The organism is Pseudoalteromonas luteoviolacea DSM 6061 (assembly GCF_001625655.1).
GTDB classification, from domain to species: domain Bacteria; phylum Pseudomonadota; class Gammaproteobacteria; order Enterobacterales; family Alteromonadaceae; genus Pseudoalteromonas; species Pseudoalteromonas luteoviolacea.
This window is the reverse complement of the sequence record NZ_AUYB01000104.1, coordinates 21,832-40,739: the sequence shown is the minus strand read 5'-3', so window position 1 is coordinate 40,739 and position 18,908 is coordinate 21,832. Positions and strand designations below refer to the sequence as shown.

16 protein-coding genes are annotated in these 18,908 nt (G+C 41.8%); 8 read left to right on the top strand and 8 right to left on the bottom strand.

The window, feature by feature from the left end; all coding sequences use genetic code 11:
• Entirely contained in the window at positions 1-492 is a 492-nt protein-coding gene (locus tag N475_RS13645) for a hypothetical protein (RefSeq protein ID WP_063365434.1), read from the bottom strand.
• Between the two features lie 217 nt (positions 493-709).
• Between N475_RS13645 and N475_RS13640 the strand changes: the two genes are divergently transcribed.
• On the top strand, positions 710-1,630 hold the full coding sequence (locus tag N475_RS13640) for a manganese-dependent inorganic pyrophosphatase (RefSeq protein WP_063365433.1): 921 nt from the start codon (positions 710-712) through the stop codon (positions 1,628-1,630).
• A gap of 40 nt (positions 1,631-1,670) precedes the next feature.
• Positions 1,671-2,369: a helix-turn-helix domain-containing protein gene (locus N475_RS13635; RefSeq protein WP_063355601.1), complete on the top strand. Its 699-nt coding sequence runs from the start codon at positions 1,671-1,673 to the stop codon at positions 2,367-2,369.
• Positions 2,370-2,441: 72 nt separating this feature from the next.
• Here the strand turns inward: N475_RS13635 and rpmG are convergent, their stop codons facing one another.
• The 3 genes from rpmG to radC all read right to left on the bottom strand — a co-directional run bounded on the left by rpmG (position 2,442) and on the right by radC (position 3,798).
• The gene (rpmG, locus tag N475_RS13630; RefSeq protein WP_005493124.1) at positions 2,442-2,597 is read right to left on the bottom strand and encodes a 50S ribosomal protein L33; all 156 of its coding nucleotides are present in this window, start codon (positions 2,595-2,597) and stop codon (positions 2,442-2,444) included.
• Between the two features lie 12 nt (positions 2,598-2,609).
• On the bottom strand, positions 2,610-2,846 hold the full coding sequence (gene rpmB / locus N475_RS13625; protein ID WP_023397288.1) for a 50S ribosomal protein L28: 237 nt from the start codon (positions 2,844-2,846) through the stop codon (positions 2,610-2,612).
• 277 nt (positions 2,847-3,123) lie between these two features.
• On the bottom strand, positions 3,124-3,798 hold the full coding sequence (gene radC / locus N475_RS13620) for a RadC family protein (protein WP_063355602.1): 675 nt from the start codon (positions 3,796-3,798) through the stop codon (positions 3,124-3,126).
• Positions 3,799-3,981: 183 nt separating this feature from the next.
• Between radC and coaBC the strand changes: the two genes are divergently transcribed.
• From coaBC to N475_RS13605, 3 genes are all read left to right on the top strand, one after another.
• Entirely contained in the window at positions 3,982-5,181 is a 1,200-nt protein-coding gene (gene coaBC, locus N475_RS13615; protein ID WP_063365432.1) for a bifunctional phosphopantothenoylcysteine decarboxylase/phosphopantothenate--cysteine ligase CoaBC, read from the top strand.
• A gap of 121 nt (positions 5,182-5,302) precedes the next feature.
• Positions 5,303-5,890, top strand: a complete 588-nt coding sequence (slmA, locus tag N475_RS13610) for a nucleoid occlusion factor SlmA (RefSeq protein ID WP_063355604.1) — start codon at positions 5,303-5,305, stop codon at positions 5,888-5,890.
• A gap of 120 nt (positions 5,891-6,010) precedes the next feature.
• Entirely contained in the window at positions 6,011-8,764 is a 2,754-nt protein-coding gene (locus N475_RS13605; RefSeq protein ID WP_063355605.1) for an alpha/beta hydrolase family protein, read from the top strand.
• A gap of 71 nt (positions 8,765-8,835) precedes the next feature.
• Here N475_RS13605 and N475_RS13600 read toward each other — a convergent pair whose 3' ends face one another.
• On the bottom strand, positions 8,836-11,049 hold the full coding sequence (locus tag N475_RS13600; RefSeq protein WP_063355606.1) for a YgiQ family radical SAM protein: 2,214 nt from the start codon (positions 11,047-11,049) through the stop codon (positions 8,836-8,838).
• A 364-nt stretch (positions 11,050-11,413) separates the two neighbouring features.
• Here N475_RS13600 and N475_RS13595 point away from each other — a divergent pair, with 364 nt between their 5' ends.
• On the top strand, positions 11,414-11,674 hold the full coding sequence (locus N475_RS13595; RefSeq protein ID WP_063355607.1) for a hypothetical protein: 261 nt from the start codon (positions 11,414-11,416) through the stop codon (positions 11,672-11,674).
• Positions 11,675-11,840: 166 nt separating this feature from the next.
• On the opposite strand, the gene N475_RS13590 is transcribed toward N475_RS13595, so the two are convergent.
• From N475_RS13590 to N475_RS25515, 3 genes are all read right to left on the bottom strand, one after another.
• Positions 11,841-14,744 carry a TonB-dependent receptor domain-containing protein gene (locus N475_RS13590; protein ID WP_063355608.1) on the bottom strand — a complete coding sequence of 968 codons (2,904 nt, stop codon included), beginning with the start codon at positions 14,742-14,744 and terminating at the stop codon, positions 11,841-11,843.
• A gap of 341 nt (positions 14,745-15,085) precedes the next feature.
• The gene (locus N475_RS13585) at positions 15,086-17,275 is read right to left on the bottom strand and encodes an EAL domain-containing response regulator (RefSeq protein WP_063355609.1); all 2,190 of its coding nucleotides are present in this window, start codon (positions 17,273-17,275) and stop codon (positions 15,086-15,088) included.
• Between the two features lie 119 nt (positions 17,276-17,394).
• Positions 17,395-17,601 carry a hypothetical protein gene (locus tag N475_RS25515; RefSeq protein ID WP_142050824.1) on the bottom strand — a complete coding sequence of 69 codons (207 nt, stop codon included), beginning with the start codon at positions 17,599-17,601 and terminating at the stop codon, positions 17,395-17,397.
• Between N475_RS25515 and N475_RS13580 the strand changes: the two genes are divergently transcribed.
• Positions 17,600-17,983: a hypothetical protein gene (locus tag N475_RS13580; RefSeq protein ID WP_142050827.1), complete on the top strand. Its 384-nt coding sequence runs from the start codon at positions 17,600-17,602 to the stop codon at positions 17,981-17,983. The two genes, N475_RS25515 and N475_RS13580, sit on opposite strands and share 2 nt — an antisense overlap.
• 3 nt (positions 17,984-17,986) lie before the next feature.
• Positions 17,987-18,853, top strand: coding sequence for a TIGR03899 family protein (locus tag N475_RS13575; RefSeq protein WP_063365430.1), 867 nt, complete (start codon positions 17,987-17,989; stop codon positions 18,851-18,853).
• Positions 18,854-18,908: the final 55 nt, after the last annotated feature.

The window sequence follows — 18,908 nt, the reverse complement described above, 5'->3', positions numbered from 1 at the left end:
CTAAACTTCTATTGGTTTAAATAACTGCTGTGCTTGTTGCGGACTCAACTGCAACCAGCGTTGACTCCTTTTGGCAAACAAAATGTACTGACCATTTAGCAGATATAATTGGTAACTAAGCGGTAGCTCCTCAGCAGCTAGCCAAAATGTTGCCACTGATACCGCTTGTTCGGTGTTCACTTTAGGTGCACTGATCATCTCCAGTTCGCTGTTCTGCCAGAGCTTTATAATCCCGATTAGGTCTTGCTCAGTATAAAGCTGGCTGCCATCGTGCGGCAATTCAGACTCAATTCTCCATGATGTGCCAATACGCTCAATTTTGACACCAGGGTACGCTAACGCGAGTATAAAACTCTGCTCAGGGAGTATAAGTACTCTGCCTAGCTCCTCTTCAGGCGGATTAAGCTTGTGATGCAACCCATTTAAGAAAAAGATCATGATGAGCATGGAGAAGATCACCACATTATTCCATGCTTTTCGGCTCAAACCCATACAGGCTCCAATGATACTAATTGTTCTGATATTTAGATCACCCTACTATACCTTACTCGTGGTATGACAACAGCTTCAAGCTAAAAAAACCCGACACTTTATAGCCGTATCAAAACCAATAAGACTATAAGCTAAGATCCAAAATACCGCTTTGATGCTGTATTAATGTGATTAAATTTTGCTAAAATAGGCAGCAAAATTTTTGAGGAGTCCGTCAATGGCAATGTATGTAGTGGGTCATAAAATCCCAGATTCAGATTCAATTTGTGGTGCAATTGCACTTTCTTATCTTAAAAACCAAATCGGTGAAGAAGCAATCCCAACACGCCTTGGTGATGTATCACCTGAAACACAATTTATTCTGGATCGTTTTGGCTTTGAAGCACCTGAGCTGAAAATGAACTACGCAGGCGAAGACGTATATATTGTCGATCACACTGAAAAAACTCAAGCACCTGATGACATTGATGAAGCAACTGTTGTTGGTGTTGTAGATCACCACAAACTAGGTGACCTAACTACCTCAACTCCACTAGAATGCTGGATCCGTCCAGTAGGCTGTAGTAACACCATTATCAAGATGATGTACGATTTTTATAGCGTAGAGATCCCAAAAGACATCGCAGGCCTTATGTTAGGCGCTATTCTTTCTGATACTGTTATTTTTAAATCTCCAACTTGTACAACTGCAGACATCAAATGTGTTGAGGTCCTAGCTGAAATTGCAGGCATTGAAGACTACAAAGCATTTGGAATGGAAATGTTTAAAGTTAAGTCAGCTGTTGAAGGCACACCAGCACGTGATCTTGTAATGCGTGATTTCAAAGACTTCAATATGAATGGCAATCTTGTGGGTATTGGCCAGCTTGAAGTTATTGACCTATCAGTATTTGACACAATCAAAGCCGACCTTGAAGCAGACATTGTGAAGCTGAAAGAAGAAGGTGGCCGTCACTCAGTACTATTGCTACTTACAGACATCATGAAAGAAGGTTCTCAAATGCTGATTGCCTCTGATGATGAGGGCATCATCGAAAAAGCTTACGGCGAAACACCTGAGCAAAGCCGTGTATGGCTAGATGGTGTATTAAGCCGTAAGAAGCAAGTAGTACCACCACTACAAGATGCATTTGCATAAACAAATTTAAAAAGCCGGGATTTCCCGGCTTTATTAATTAATGCACATTCAACCAGGTATTTTTGCCGTATATACGCGCGTGATTGACACAGCGCCTCATCGCCACCACCAAATTCAGTTAACGCTGCCAAACGAGAGCTGCACACTATATTGTGAACAAGGTATTCTAAATGGCGCGCATATCATACCTAGCAATTGCCCCCATCAACTTAAGATGGATAAAGGGTGGGTCATACTTATAGAGCCACACTCAGACATGGGCCAGCAGCTCAATCAAAATTACTGCTCAAATCAAGCCAATCTGCTACACGACGAAATACTCCAAGTGGATCATAACACCCCCTTAAGCACTCTAATGGATGTGCTAAGGCTTGATTACAGCAAGCAATATACTGCGCTGGATCCCCGTATAGCTTTGATAGTGGCGCAACTTGATAACAGCTTTAAACATGCAACTCTACTTGAACCCAAGCACTGGCGGGCATGTAAAATAGCAGCACAAACTCACCTCTCTGAAAGTCGTTTTTTGCACCTGTTTCGTGAGGAAATGGGCATTGCATGGCGGCCTTATTTACTTTGGAAACGCCTCATTTGTGCAATCGGCTACTTGCGGCAACAGCAAAATATTACGGTGGCTGCCACACACGCTGGCTTTTCGGACTCAGCGCACTTTAGCCGCAGCTTTAAAAAGCAGTTTGGGATCAGCCCAAAAGAAGCTTTGCGGCGGGTTGAGAGGTAACTCGACACCTCCAAATTTTAAGCAATAAAAAACCCAGCACAAGGCTGGGTTTTTTTAATCCGAAAAGCGAAATTATTTGATTTTCGCTTCTTTGAAGATCACGTGCTTACGTACTTTAGGATCGTACTTTTTGATCTCCATTTTTTCAGGCATGTTACGCTTGTTCTTGTCGGTAGTGTAGAAATAACCAGTACCAGCAGTTGAAACTAAACGGATCTTATCACGCATGATTTAAGCTCCTTATACTTTTTCGCCGCGAGCACGGATATCTACTAATACCGCGTCGATGCCTTTTTTATCGATAATACGCATACCTTTAGTAGTAGTGCGTAGAGTAACGAAACGCTTTTCGCTTTCAACCCAGAAACGGTGTGTTTGTAGGTTAGGTAGGAAACGACGCTTAGTTGCGTTGCGCGCGTGTGAACGGTTGTTACCAACAACCGGGCGCTTACCTGTAACTTGACAGACTTTAGACATGTCTATGTATCTCCAATAACTTCGCTCGAGCTTAATTTCCCCTTAGGCCTTACACTGGTGTGCCCCGGGTAAAATCAAAGGGCGCTCTTTATACAGCATCTGCAGGCAGAGATCAAGGATCTGATGATATCCTAGTCAGCTCATGGGTAAATTTGATAGCGGCCAATTATAATGATCATAGGGCCATGTGGAAAGTAAAAACTGCATTTAAATTAAACTATTTTATAATTTTTAGGCTAAATAAAGGGTTGCGGGCTAAAAAGCACCCACTAATCGCTCAAAGTAAGCCCATTCCAGCAAATGAAGAATGTCGATTTCCAGCCACAATGATGTGATCTAACACTTTGATATCTAAAAGCGACAGAGCTTTTTGCAATTTCTCCGTCAAAACTTTATCTGCGTAGCTCGGCTCACACACTCCAGATGGATGATTATGTGCAAAAATAATCCCCGCAGCATTGTGCTTTAACGCCGCTTTTATCACTTCTCTCGGATAAACTGATGCAGCATTAATTGTACCGTTAAATAATATTTCATCTTTAATCAACCGGTTTTGACTATCGAGATACAATGCCATAAACACCTCGTGCTCAAGACCCTTTAATTGAATGCTCAGGTAATCATAGACTCGCTCAGGTTTATCAAAGCATATTTCGCGGCAGCAACCCTCTTTCAGGTAGCGTTTACATAACTCCAAAACGGCTTGAAATTGCACATATTTTGCGTCACCCACCCCTTTAAGTTTAACAAAATCATGTTGAGAGCTGTTAAATAACCTCTGTAGAGAACCTCGTTGATCCAAAAGTGACTCTGCAAGCTCAATGGCATTCATTCCAGTAACTCCGGTTCGTAAAAAAATTGCCAACAACTCTGCATCACTTAAAGATGCGGGCCCTAAAGCCAATAATTTTTCCCTAGGCCGAGACTGCTTAGGTAGTGCATTCATTTGCATATCAATTCCTTTAAACATCTTCACTCTGATGCGCCACCTCATATTTATCACTTATGATGATAAAAAAACCGCCCACTGGGTGTGTAAATTTTCAATTTCTACGGCTTCGCACTGCGAACATTTCAAAACTGACCATTGGCTATGATATCTTAGAGACTGTTTGAGTCGTGAGAATTGTTGAAAATGAACTTATCGGGCAAAAAAATTGTTTTAGGGATAAGCGGTGGGATTGCCGCTTACAAATGCGCAGAGTTAGTAAGACGCTTAAAAGAGCGTCAGTGCGAAGTCAAAGTTGTTATGACTGACTCCGCGAAACATTTTATTACCCCGCTTACTATGCAAGCAGTATCTGGTGAACCTGTGTCAGACTCCCTGCTAGACCCAAATGCAGAAGCAGCCATGGGGCACATTGAGTTTGCAAAATGGGCAGACCTTATCCTTGTAGCTCCAGCAACGAGCAACATGATTGCTAAGATGGCCAGTGGTATTGCCGATGACCTCCTCACGACACTTTTACTAGCAACCCCAGCTAAAGTTGCTGTAGCACCAGCAATGAATCAACAAATGTATGCACACCCTGCAACACAACGCAATTTGGCAACATTGGCAAATGACGGTATTGAAATTTGGGGTCCAGGGCAAGGCGAGCAAGCATGTGGCGATATAGGCAAAGGACGCATGCTGGAACCAAATGAATTGGTCGAATTGTGTACCTCTACTCTCCTTCCAGCTGCGCAACCTTTGTTGGGTAAAGTAGTTACAATCACAGCGGGCCCAACAAGAGAAGCACTGGATCCTGTGCGCTACATTAGCAACCATAGCTCTGGGAAAATGGGCTATGGACTCGCACAAGCTGCGCAAAAAATGGGAGCTACCGTTAATCTAATATCAGGCCCTGTGAAACTAAACGCCCCATCAAACGTACAAGTGAGCTACGTAAATAGCGCAATTGAAATGCGTGATGAAGCAATTCGCTTAGCTATTGAATCTGATATTTTTATTGGCTGCGCCGCTGTTGCTGATTATCGTGCCGCAGATATCGCAGAGCAAAAAATAAAAAAGCAGGGCGATGAAATGACACTAACATTAGTTAAAAACCCAGATATCATTGCTGAAGTCGCAGCTTTGACCAAGGACCGCCCGTATACAGTGGGTTTTGCGGCAGAAACACAGGATGTTGAACAATATGCACGAGGCAAACTGAAGAATAAAAAACTCGACATGATTTGTGCTAACGACGTATCACAAGCAGGCCTAGGTTTTAACTCAGATAACAATGCTTTAACTTTATTTTGGCAAGATGACCAAGTTTCCTTGCCGACTTCAAACAAAAATGAGTTAGCACTTACTGTCGTCAAAGCAATTGCAAGTAAACTTGATTGAGTTGATGTTAAAAGGCTGGAAAGAAGCTGAATAAAACATTAACATAGGTCCTTACTTAGTATGGACCTAATAAAAATACACCATACAGACCAGAATAACGATAATTATTAAAGGAAAGTTCATGCCAGCGACCAAACGCAGTAATCGCAAAGAGCAAATACTTCAATCTCTTGCGCAAATGCTTGAAACTAGCCCGGGTCAAAGAATCACAACTGCAAAGTTAGCAGCTGAAGTTGGCGTATCTGAAGCAGCCTTATATCGCCATTTTCCTAGCAAGGCACGCATGTTTGAAGGACTCATTGAGTTTATTGAAGATACACTACTTTCTCGCATTAACTTAATTTTAGAAAATGAAAAAGATACACAAAGCCGTGTCTATAATATTTTAACGCTACTTTTGACCTTCTCTGAGAAAAACCCTGGTATTACCCGTATTCTAACAGGCGATGCACTGCAAGGTGAGCAAGAACGTTTAAGGGAGCGTGTTCAAAGCCTGTTCGAGAAACTTGAAACTCAATTTAAGCAAGTCTTGAGGGAAAGGAAATTACGCGAGGGCAAAACCTTTAATATTGATGAGACCGCACTGGCTAACCTATTCCTCGCCCATGTAGAAGGCAAGATGAATCAATTTGTTCGCAGTGACTTCAAAGCTAAACCGACGGCGACTTTCGCTATCCAATGGCAAGAACTACAACGTATTTGGTTATAAAAAAAGCGGTGAAAAGCCGCTTTCATCGATTTTTCACTCCCACACAACGCAGCATGATTTTGTTTGCCTGTTAAAAGTGTTACAAAGAAACAAATTTATAATACAAGAACAGATAAAATCATGAAGCTTGCATACTCGCTCGTCGCGGCAGCTTTGTTTTCTGGCCAAGTAATGGCCAACAAAGCGCCATTAAAATTTGACGATGTTTTCGACTTTAAATACGCACATTCAACACAACTTGCTGAAGATGGTAAATTTTTAGCCTTCAGTGCCAAACCATATCGCGGTAATGCTCAAGGCCAAGTTTATAACCTCACAAACAATACACTAATTACCACTGTTGAACGAGGCACCAAAGCACATATCAATAGATCGTCAACTTGGGTTGCTTTCACTCAAATTCCGACTCTGCTTGAATCAGAAACAGCGACGAAAAAAGAACGCAAGGCACTAAAAAATAATTTAGTTTTGGTCGATACACAAACAGGCCAACAACAACTATTTGAGCATGTTAAAGATTATCAATTAAGTGATGATGGCCGTTGGTTGGCTTATCGAGAGGATATCGAAAAGAACAAAGCGGAAGACAAGCCTAAACAAGAAAAGTCCGCGATTAAGGCCGATAAGAAAGACAAGCCACTGACTTTAGTTGTATTAGATTTGCACACTAAAAAAACACAACGCTTTGAAAATGTAATTTCTTACGGACTAAGCCCTGCAGAATACGGAGTCTTGTTTAGCCAACACGATTCTGTAACGGCAAATAATCAAGTGAAATACCTCGATTTAAGCACCCAATCAGTGGATGCTTTGTTTAATGAACCAGGTGTTACTGTGAGCGCTATCGCATGGCACCCCTACTCCAGCATCGTGGCATTTAACCTAAGCAATTATGTCAATGAAGATAAGCGCCGTCGCAGCTACGATGTGACTCTTTGGGATGCGAGTACCAATAAAATCACTAAAATTGAGAACCCCAGCGGCTGGTACAGTGCCAAAACGGCAAAATTGAAATGGTCAGAGCAGGGTGAAAGACTGTACTTTGAAAATAGACCATTGCTCGACAACAAAGTCGAGGCTCAAAAATATCATGACGAAGCTTCCCTACGTGATTTTGATACCATTCGAGAGCAGTCAGGGCTGAAACTTTGGCATAATAACGACCCTGAAATCAAACCGCGTGAACAGCATACGTGGAAAAAGACCAACCGAGACCGCCAGTACCAAGCGGTATACCATATAGAATCTCAAAAAGTCATACAGCTAGCCGATGAAACAGTGCGAGATGTCACACTCAATACTGAAGCAGACTTTATGCTTGGTCGTAATGACCAACCATATCTTAAAAAGATAATGTACGATGGCTTTTATGCTGATTACTATGCTGTAAAAGTGAGTACAGGAGCCAAAGGTTACATCGTAAAAGACAGCCCTAACCGCCCCAGCCTATCACCAACTGGGCGACATGCAGCTTACTTTTTACATGATCAGCTTTGGCTGAAGGACCTGCACGAACAAAAAGAGCACGCTGTAAGTAAAGCAGTACGCAACGCCATTTTTGCCGACGATAGACACGATTATCCAGAGCCAAACCCGGGCTATGGATTTGCAGGCTGGCAACTTGATGGCAGCAAGCTATATGCATACAGTAAATACGATATTTGGGCATTTGATAGCAAGAGCGGTGAAGCAAACAGGCTGACACAAGGTAAAGAGTCCAGTACACAATATCGTGTAATTAAATTGGACAAGAAACAAGTAGGGTTCGAAGCAAACGAAACCCTCTACTTATCAGCGCACAACTTGGAAAACAAGCAAACCCATATCGCGAAGCTTAATTTGAAAACAGGCTTGCTCACCACTGTACTAAAAGGCGATGCTCGTTTTGACTTAGTAAAAAAAGCTAAGCATGCTGACAAATTGATATTTACAGAGCAAACATATCACCAGTTCCCTGACTTTTGGCAAACCTCTAGTCAGTTTGACACGCCTCAAAGAGTAACTCATTTGAACCCACAGATCGCTAATTTTGCTTGGGGTCAAAAACCAGAGCTAGTGCAATATCAAGGTTATAATGGCGAGAAGATGCAAGGAGTTCTGATCAAGCCAGCCAATTATGTACCTGGCCATAAACTGCCTGTGGTTATTTATTTCTATCGCTATATGAGTCAACGCATGTATGACTTCCCAAAAATGGAGCTAAACCATAGGCCTAATTTCCCGATGTTTACATCAAATGGATACGCTGTTTTCCTACCTGATATTCGTTTTGAAATAGGTAAACCTGGCCCCTCCTCTACGCAGACACTGATTAATGCTGCGCAGAAATTGGTTGATATGGGCGTTGCGGATAAAAATCGCATCGGCCTTCAAGGCCACTCTTGGGCTGGCTACCAGAGCGCATTTGCCGTCACACAGACAGACATGTTTAAAGCCGTTGTTTCTGGCGCGCCAGTATCGAATATGACATCAGCATACAGCGGTATCCGACTGAAAACGGGTTTGGCCAGACAATTCCAATACGAATCTGGACAAAGCCGTATTGGACAGCCACTAACAGCGGCACCAGATCTATACATTGAGAATTCACCAGTATTTTTCGCTGATAAGGTGAATACCCCAATTCTGCTTATGTTCGGAGATAAAGATGGTGCGGTTCCGTGGCAAGAAGGCATCCAGTACTACTTGGCCCTACGCCGCCATGATAAAGATGCCATCTTTCTACAGTATGAAGGTGAGCCGCATCACTTGAAGAAATTTCCAAATCAGGTCGATTTCTCAGTAAGAATGATGGAGTACTTTGACCACTACTTACGCGGTATGCCAGCAGCGGAGTGGATCAAGTCAGGCAAGCCACACCGTCCGGAAGAGTAACTTTTAAATCGTCCTCCTTCAGTGAGGGCTGTGACGCAAAGAAAAAGCCGCTTGTAAAAGCGGCTTTTTCATTAATGGTGAGTTGGCTTTTTGTTATTTGGTTTTCGCTTGTTTTTACCCACTCGAGGCTTGGTGTTTGCTTGATTAAACTGGCTAAAACCAGTGTGTTTAGTGAGCGCCTTATTACCGCGCCTACTACCACTTTTACTATTTCGCTCACGACTGTTTTCATCTGGCACCAAGCACTCTGGACCGCGTCCAATCAAGTGTGCTTTGCCCATTTCTTTTAGCGCTTCACGGATCAAAGGCCACCCAGCTGGGTCATGATATCGCAAAATAGCTTTATGTAAGCGGCGTTGACGAGCCCCTTTTGGTACTGGGACTTGCTCATGGTTATTTTTAATATTTCGCAGCGAGTTCATCTCAGTGTGATAGATTGTGGTGGCATTTGCCATCGGTGATGGGTAAAAGTTTTGCACCTGATCTAGCTTAAAGTCATGGGCTTTAAGCCACAACGCCATATTCACCATATCTTCATCCGTTGTACCTGGATGAGCTGATATAAAATAGGGGATTAAATACTGCTTTTTACCCGCTTCTTTGGAGTACTTGTCAAATAACTCTTTGAACTTATCGTAGGTGCCCATACCTGGCTTCATCATTTTAGATAAGGGCCCAGTTTCCGTATGCTCTGGTGCAATTTTTAGATAACCACCAACGTGATGCGACACTAACTCCTTTACATAACGAGGGTCCTCAATTGCTAAATCATAACGAACGCCTGACGCAATGAGGATTTTCTTCACCCCCTCAACATCACGCGCTTTGCGGTATAGCTCAATTGTGGGTGTATGGTCTGTATCCATGTGCTTACAAATATCTGGATAAACACATGATAAACGTCGACAAGTACTCTCTGCTTTTTTGCTCTTGCAACGTAGTTTATACATATTGGCAGTGGGTCCACCCAGATCTGATATTACGCCAGTAAAACCAGGTACTTTATCGCGAATTTGTTCAATCTCTTCAATGATTGATTCTTCGGAGCGGCTCTGAATAATGCGTCCTTCGTGTTCGGTAATCGAACAGAAGCTACATCCGCCAAAGCAACCACGCATAATATTAACCGACGTCTTGATCATGTCATACGCAGGAATTTTTTCGTCCCCATAAGTTGGATGAGGAATTCGCTGATAAGGCAAACCAAACACGTGGTCCATCTCTTCTGTTTCGAGCGGAAATGCTGGTGGGTTGACCCATACAGAGCGATCCCCATGACGCTGGAACAGCGCTCTTGCACAGCCGGGATTCGTTTCTTGATGCAAGATACGTGATGCATGGGCATACAATGGTTTGTTAACACTCACTTGTTCGAATGCAGGTAATTTAACGTAAACTTTTTCCCAAGGCTTTAAACGCGGAGGCTGAACGGTAATTGGTTTTGCAAGGTCAGCTTTTAAATCAATGCCCGCTTTTGCAAACTCAGACTTGCTGCACCCCATATCATCAGCGCCATAAGGGTTTGGAATAGGGTCAATCTTTCCAACTTTATCAATTGCTGTCGAGTCGCTACCTCGCCACCCTTCTAACGGAGATTTGCGGATAACAGCGGTACCACGCACATCCTGAATGGTGTCAATCATTTCACCATTGGCAATACGGTGTGCAACCTCGACTAATGGGCGCTCCGCATTGCCATAGATAAGAATATCGGCTTTTGCGTCGAATATTACGCTACGCCGTACTTTTTCTTGCCAGTAATCATAATGCGCAATTCGACGCAAACTCGCTTCAATGCCCCCAATGATGACAGGCACATCTTTATATGCTTCTCGACACCTTTGACTATAAACAACCACAGCACGATCTGGACGTTTACCACCAAGGTTTCCAGGGGTATACGCATCATCATGACGCATACGTTTTTCTGCTGTATAGCGATTAATCATCGAGTCCATATTACCCGCTGTAACACCAAAAAATAAATTTGGCTTACCCAAAGATTCAAACGCGCTTTTATCCGACCAATCAGGTTGTGCAATAATACCTACTCGGAACCCTTGTGCTTCCAAAACCCGCCCAATAACAGCCATGCCAAAACTTGGATGATCGACATAGGCGTCCCCTGTGACAATAATGATATCGCAGCTATCCCAACCAAGCGCATCCATTTCTGCTCGGCAAGTTGGCAAAAAAGGCGCTGGACCGAAACATTCAGCCCAATACTTTGGATAAGAAAATAACGAGCGCTCAGCTTGAAGTGGTGCGGCTTTTGATGTGTTCATAGAGTGACGGCTCTGAGTAAAAAAGATCCAGATTATATCTTAATTAGGTAGAAAATTCCCTGCCATCACAACTTTTAGAAAAAATAATGAAAATGCTATTTAGAATGCAGCTATTTAAGCGTCAACTACCTTTTATCCTTAATATGCTAATAAGAAGTAAACGAGCTTATTAATTTATTTATAAAACAACGAATAACACAATAAAAGCCAGTTTATTCAGCTACATTTTATGTAAAAAATAATTGAAACTAGAGTGGTAGTTGTATCATCGATATAAAGTCGCTAAGGTAGGTATATGTGGTGAAAAATAACCCAACTTTTTGCCGCTGATACAATTAACTTATAAAAATAGAGGGAGTTTGATATGAAAATGATACCAATATCACTTGCAATTGCTCTACTTGCAGGGTGTAACTCAACAACATCTACGGAAAACCAAAGTGCAACTGCAGATCAAAACACTACTGCGGACAATGGATTAATTTGCTCAAGAGAAGCCAGAACAGGAACACGTTTCGGTAAGCGTACATGCCGTACCCAAGAACAGATTGATCGCCAAGAGGAAGAAGCAAAGCGGATGCTAGATTCTCGAGGTAATAACACTGGAGCACAAGGTGGCCTTTAATTCTATCTAAACTTTGATAACGAAGTTAGTGAGAAACTCACCTAAAGGCTAATGTTTGTATATACTTTTTTCGTAATCAACAGGCAACAAAAAGCAAACCTAGAGGTTTGCTTTTTTAATGGCGTTTATAAAGTAAGCTCTACTACCTACTTTATTGCTTTGATACTTAGAATCTAAATGTTGCGCCAGCGAACAGGTAACGACCTAATGCATCGTATTGACCTGGGTACGTATTACCGTTTGCTTCACCTGCTGGACCATTTGGCACAAGTGGTGGTGTTACATCAAATAGGTTGTTAATACCCGCTCTAAGTGTAATGCTGTCTGTAGCATTCCACGTTGCAGCTAAGTCAAAGTATGTCATAGCTTTAAGCGTAGTCGGACCATCTGAAACAACGTTATTAGCATCTTTAGTGTATTCATTCACCTCACCATAGTAACGAACTGTTGCTGTAATATTTGCATCCCAAGGTGTGATCCAAGTCGTTGCTAAGTTCTGACGTAGTTCTGGTACTGGCACTTCACAGGTGTTTCTATCCCAATAACCAGTACAATCATCAGCAGGGCGACCTGGGTAGTTCTGAGTAGAATACTTATCTAACCAAGTACCCTTAAGAGAGAAGCGAAGAGAACCTAAATCGTTGATATCATAACGGTAAGTAATATCATAATCGATACCTGAAGTTTCGATGAAACCGATATTTCTATCTAAAGAAGTAATGGCATTTGTACCAATCCAAAGGTTACCATTGTTAGGATCACGAGAAATCGCCGCACATGAATCAGCATTACCAGCAACACACTCTGCGTGAACATCACCTTCTGGTACTTGGGTAATCGCCTTTTCAACAGAGATATCAAAGTAATCTATAACAATATCTAAACCTTCAACAAACTCAGGTGACCAAAGAATACCGTAAGAGTATGTATCTGACACTTCAGGCTCAAGTAAAGGGTTACCACCATTTACAGCATTGTACTGACCTGCTGGGTTCGCAGGAACTCTGCCATATTGGTCAGCTGTCACACCAGTTTTAGCACAATCAGCTTGTGACATTGTAGGAGATGCACCACTACAAGGGTCTACCCAGTTAAATAAGCCTTGAGCCGTTGGACGGAATAACTCACGAATATTACCAGCACGTACCGCACGTTGGTAGCTCGCACGCACACCTAAGCTATCGCTAAAGCGAACGTCAAATGCTGTTTTATAAGTGTCTGTCGTTTTACCTGTTGAGTAATCAGAATAACGATAAGCAAGTTCTAGCGTTAAGTTGTCAACAAAGCTTGTATCTTCTAAAAGAGGAATATTAAGCTCAGTGAAGAACTCATCTACATCATACTCACCAGCTACAGGTGCAGTTGGACCACCTTGACCCGCACCATCACCAATTTGGAAGTTGCGGTCTGGACGAAGTACTAGCTCTTCTTTACGATGTTCCAAACCAAGAACAACACCAAGACCAGTAGAAGTGCCTGGTACCATAATGCCGTATTCAGTTAAGTCACCAGCCACATAACCACTGACTTGCTTAGACTTGGTTTCACCACGAGAATAAAGTGGAATGATTAGGTAATCTAACTGCTCTTGAGTAACTTTGCCTGTTTCAAAAATATTCCAAGGCACACAGTTCGTGTCATAACCTTCAACAACTGAACGACAAACAATGTTACCATCAGCATCTTTAACAGCGTCTAACGCTCTTGCGATGTTAGTGATAGACAAGTCATTTTCATACGTTTGAACATAAGATACTTCACCAAAGTTCACGTACGCATCATACGTCCAACTATCGTTAATTTCACCTTTTACACCAAACACATAACGTGTAGATGTGTGACGTCTATCGTCTTGACGAGGACCACCCTCAACATTACGCTTACCGATGAAAGCGCCTTCAACAAGTGCGTCTGCTGCTAAACCACGATCTGTACATAACACTTTAACTTGCTGCGCTGAGAAAAGCGGGTTATTACAGTAAATATTCACACCGTCAGGGAAAAATGCACCAGAAGGCGCGATTTGCGCAACAGTACGGTTATCCATGTAGCTTAATTCAGTATAAACGGTCGCATTGTCATTCAGGTCATAGTGACCAATCATGCCCATTGTTTTACGTTTATCAGGACGTTGGAAGTAGTTTAACGGACCGTAGTTGAACAACGTACCATCACGAGGCACAAACTCGTCGCCAGCTACTTTAAAATCGAAAGTATCGAAGTCTGTAATACGACCATCTGGAATGGTGCCCGAACCAAAACATGCACGATTACCATCTGCGTCTAAGTTCATAGCACAAGCACTGAAGTCACGGCTGTCTTGCGTAATAGCGTCAATTTCACGATAAGTCGCGTAAGCAACAACGTTACCACGACCGTCCGCAGTATTCGCACCAAACATGATAGTGAAGTCTTCTGAGCGACCATCTGTTACGCTTGACTCTGGGTTTTCAAAGCCACGTGCAGCAACAGCGGCTTGCATTTCATCGTGATCATTGTTGTGTTGGTACATACCTGTCTGGTATTCAAACTGGAAGCCTTCAAAGTCATCTTTTAAAATGAAGTTAACAACACCTGCAACCGCATCAGAACCATAGGTTGCCGATGAACCACCTGTTAGTACATCAACACGTTTAACAAGTGCTGCCGGAATTTGGTTCAAGTCCGCGCCGATACCACCTGCTGATGGAGAACCAGCTGGTAAACGACGACCGTTTAATAGAACCAAAGTACGTTCAGGGCCTAAGTTACGTAAATCAACCGTTGCTGTACCCGTTGCACCATTCGCTGTACCAGATGTTTGGCCTGCAAATACCGCTGGCATATCATTTAGGATATCTTCAATACGTGTGATACCCGCAACTTTGATATCTTCCGCCGATACGGTCGTTACTGGACTAGCACCTTCAAGCGCGATACGTTTAATACGGCTTCCGGTTACCTCAATACGTTCAACCTTGCCTTCAGCACCGGCCTCTTCAGCGACTGCTAATTGTGAAAAACCTGTTGTTAAAATAGAACCCGCGATTAACGAGGTCTTGATCGATTGAGACAGTTTAGAGTATCTCATTGATATTTCCTTATTAAAAAATTACGTTTTTTTTATAGTACATGTGAAATATCTTCATCCCACGTTATAGAAGTTACTAATTTACCCACCTACAGTCAACAGCATGTAAATAGGTACATTGCATATATTACGGAAAAAAACTTGTAACTTTATAAATAAGAAAAGAAATAACCCAAAAAACAAAATCTTGATTATTGCAAAAAATAAAAATATTAATATCGAGACACTAATTTATAAAAAAATTAATATTTAAAAAGGGGAAAAATATTAAATTAAAAAATTAATATTTATAAATAAAAAAGAAGGTGCAGCGAGTGCTAACACCTATTGTCGGAATACCTTTAAGTGTTTTGTGCTAAAAACTCTAATAGCTCTTTTTTAGGCATCGGTTTAGCAAGTAAAAATCCTTGTACTTCATCACAGCCTAAATCTTTTAAAATTTTTGCTTGAGCTTGCGTTTCAACTCCCTCTGCGATTGTTTTTAAACCAAGATGACGGCCCAGAGAAATCACCAGTTCAGCTATTGCTCCACTATCCGTATCAGGAATATCCTTCACAAAAGCGCGATCTATTTTTAAACGTGCCAAAGGTAGTTGTTGAAGATAACTGAGAGAGGAAAAGCCTGTGCCGAAATCATCAATAGCCACTTCAACACCAAAAGACTTTAGCTCGGTTAGTGTCTCTATAACTGTGTTAATCTCATCCATTACCACACTTTCAGTCACTTCTAGCTCAATCTTGTTTGGTTCTACACCGTGGTTTAAAATAGTTTCTTTCACAAGCTCCGCGTAATTACTTACCTTGAACTGGGGCACTGAAACATTCACAGCCACACTCAGATCGAGCCCTCGTTCGGTAAATTGCTGTTGTAATTTGCACGCTTGTTCCAACACCCACTGTCCAATATCAACAATTAAGCCTGCATCTTCTGCCAGCGGAACAAAGATCCCTGGAGAAATATAATCCCCATTACCAGATGGCCAGCGTAATAATGCTTCGCATCCAATGACTTTGTTTGAAGAAAGACTAAATTGAGGTTGATACCAAACTTCCAGCTTATTTAATTCAAAGTCTTGTCTCAATTGGCGAATCAAACCCAGTCGCCATGCCATTTTTTCTTCTAGATCGGGTGTATATCTATCAAGAACTGTTCGCGCCTGCTTAGCTTGATTGAGCGCAATATAAGCCAACTTTAAGGTTTCTAAACCAAGTGGATGAAAATCTGCTTGATTACATACGCCGATATGGAAGTGCATAGTCAGCACATGCTCTCCAACTTGGTAGGGAACTGTAATGGCTTCTATAAATCTTTGTTCATCAAAAGTGTGCGAGGGTAACAATAGTCCAAAAACATCTGCCCCAATGCGAGATAACAGCTGGCATTCTGGAAACTCCAGTCGCAAACGCTCTTTGACCGCAAGCAACAATAGATTACCAACCTCCTGCCCCAAACCATTATTAATATCAGAAAACTGAGCAATATCGAGTAGCACAAAAACCAGCCCATCATTATCAGGTTGATAATATTTAGCGATGGAGTCTACGAAATTTGCTCTATTTGGTAGTCTAGTGAGAGTGTCTTTATATGCAACATCTCTTAATTCATTTATTAATTTAATATTGTCAACGCCAACACTGACATTTGCTAGAAATATCTCAGCAAATTGCAATTGGGCAGCACTAGGTGAGTGATCTATTTCAATATAAATAGCCGCTCTGCGACTTTTACCTTGTAATAAAAAAGTAATATCGTGTTCAGTATGTTGATGAACTTCTCGATCAAAGCAGTTTTGAACCTGCATTATAACTCGACCGTTGTCTAACTGTTCTAATCCGTCTCCAAAAAACTCAACGTAATTTTGTGTACCACCAAAAATAATTACTCGTGAGCTACCCGTAATCCCCGCAACAATGCCATTTTCTGGCGCGCCGATAATTTTCGCTATCTGTTGCACCACAGCTTGGCTGAAAGACACCATATCTGTATGACCCAGAATAGCTTGTGAAGCCTCTAAGATATTTGTTAACGCAACACTTTGTTGCTCAAGTTCACATATCTGTTGATATGATCGTATTGCAGTCATCAATGAGGTAACGAGCTTTCCTCTTGTCAGCTCCGTTTTCATTTTATAGTCATTGATGTCATATTCACGAATAACTTTTTCTTCAGGGGCATAGCCTGGTTGGCCTGTGCGCAGAATAATTCGCACAGCATGGTTACCTATATCCTCTCTGACTTGTTTAACAACATTTAGCCCTGCATCGTCGCTTTCCATTACAACATCGAGAAGCAACACACAAACGTCTGGGTTGTTTTTTAACGCTGTCACAGCTTCCTGACCTGAGTAGGCGTGATGAAAGCGTAAGGTTCTTCCCCAAAACTCCACACCAGATAAAGCCAGTTTGGTCACTGAATGGATCTCTGGGTCGTCATCCACAACCAATACATCCCAAAAGCCAGTATCAACCTCTTGGGCCTCGTGAGACACTTCTTGATCTGCAAACAAAAAATCTTCTTGCTCAGACGCCATCATCCACCTTATGCTAAATCACATCATTATCTGCAAGAGCAGCTTTCTCTATGGTTCATCTTATAAAATATGATAGATTTTTACTATCACGATCCGCATCCATTAACACCTAAGTAATATTATAGACGATGTTCAAATACTTGCGCTTGCTTCATACGCAAATAAAACGACAAAGGTGGCGTTGTGCAGCTATTTAAAACAACTCTTAAATGTGCAGCTTTTGCTTTTGTTTTCATACTACTTGCTATAAATGCACTGCCAACCACGTACCAAATATCAACAACAGTCCCTTTCACAGAGCAATCGGCGCAGAGATCTGAATTCATGCTTTCGACCAAGCAGTGGGTACAGGCAATTAACGTTCTACAGTCAAGTCATATCAATTTAATTTCACTCGAAAATAGCGAAAATGTTGGCGGTTTTGTAGCATTTGAACACGCAAGAGGAAAAGTCGACGCGACACTTGTCTCACGTCGAAACAACGAAGTGCAATTTCATTTGCGCTTTAATGAAGAGCACCAAGCTCGGTTGCAAATAGCATTGCAACCGACCTTAAATCAAGTCACTATAAACGTAAATGGCGAAGTACTGACTCCCATTATTGGTAGCCTAATCGCATTGCTTACCAAACATTACTTAACGCAAATACTCCAAACCGCAGCAAACGAAATGAGTTCTGAACTTCGGTTACAACAGGTAGAGTCTTAAAAAATGACTATAAAGAATGCGCAAGCTCGATCCAGTTTGGCTTTACTAATTGAAGAAAAGCTCGGCTACGCCATGACAAAGCAAGTTAAACCTGTTTCCACTAACAGCCGTTATAGTCACACAACTTCGCAGAATAACTTCTCTATTCAAAGCCCTCACGGAACATTAAAAAGAGCTTTAAAACGTAGCCAACTGCAGCGTATTCAGCGCCAACAAAACATTGAAAGCATTATGGGCATGTCATTAACCTTATGTCCTGATGTTACAAGCCGAGGTAGGCCTGATCCTGATTGGCTTGAGCATTTCATTACACTCGCCGAAGACATTGCAAATCAAACAATGCAAAAGCTCTGGGCAAAAATATTGGTAGGTGAATCAATTGCTCCTGGCACATTTTCCATAAAGAGCTTACAAACTCTCAAGTTAATGACGCAAAGGGAAGCTGAAGCGTTACAAAAGTGTGCATCCCTCTGTGGCTACTTGGAAAAAGAAGACAGTTATCTCATTATTCTTGGATATTACAAAAAGCCTTCAATATTAGATTTGCTGCGTAAAGGCAGTACAGAGACCATGAATTTGTCACAGGCTGGCTTAAGTTTTCCACAAATCCTAACCTTGATGGATATCAATTTGATGTACAGACAAGAGATTGAATCTGCCAGCTTACAAAAAGGACAGTCATTAACTCTGGTATATCAAAATAAAAGAATAAATTTTGAAGCGAAAAGTAATGACTTGGTACTGAGCTATTATAAGCTGACTCAAACAGGAGATGAGTTAAAAAAACTAATTAACACACCAGTGAATAAGGCTTACAAACAACTTCTGAGCAAAACATTAGAAGAAGAGTTCAACTTAGTGTGGGAATAACAAAACAGTCATCGGCCTCATAGAGCAAGAATAGATGAGACCGATAACCTGACTT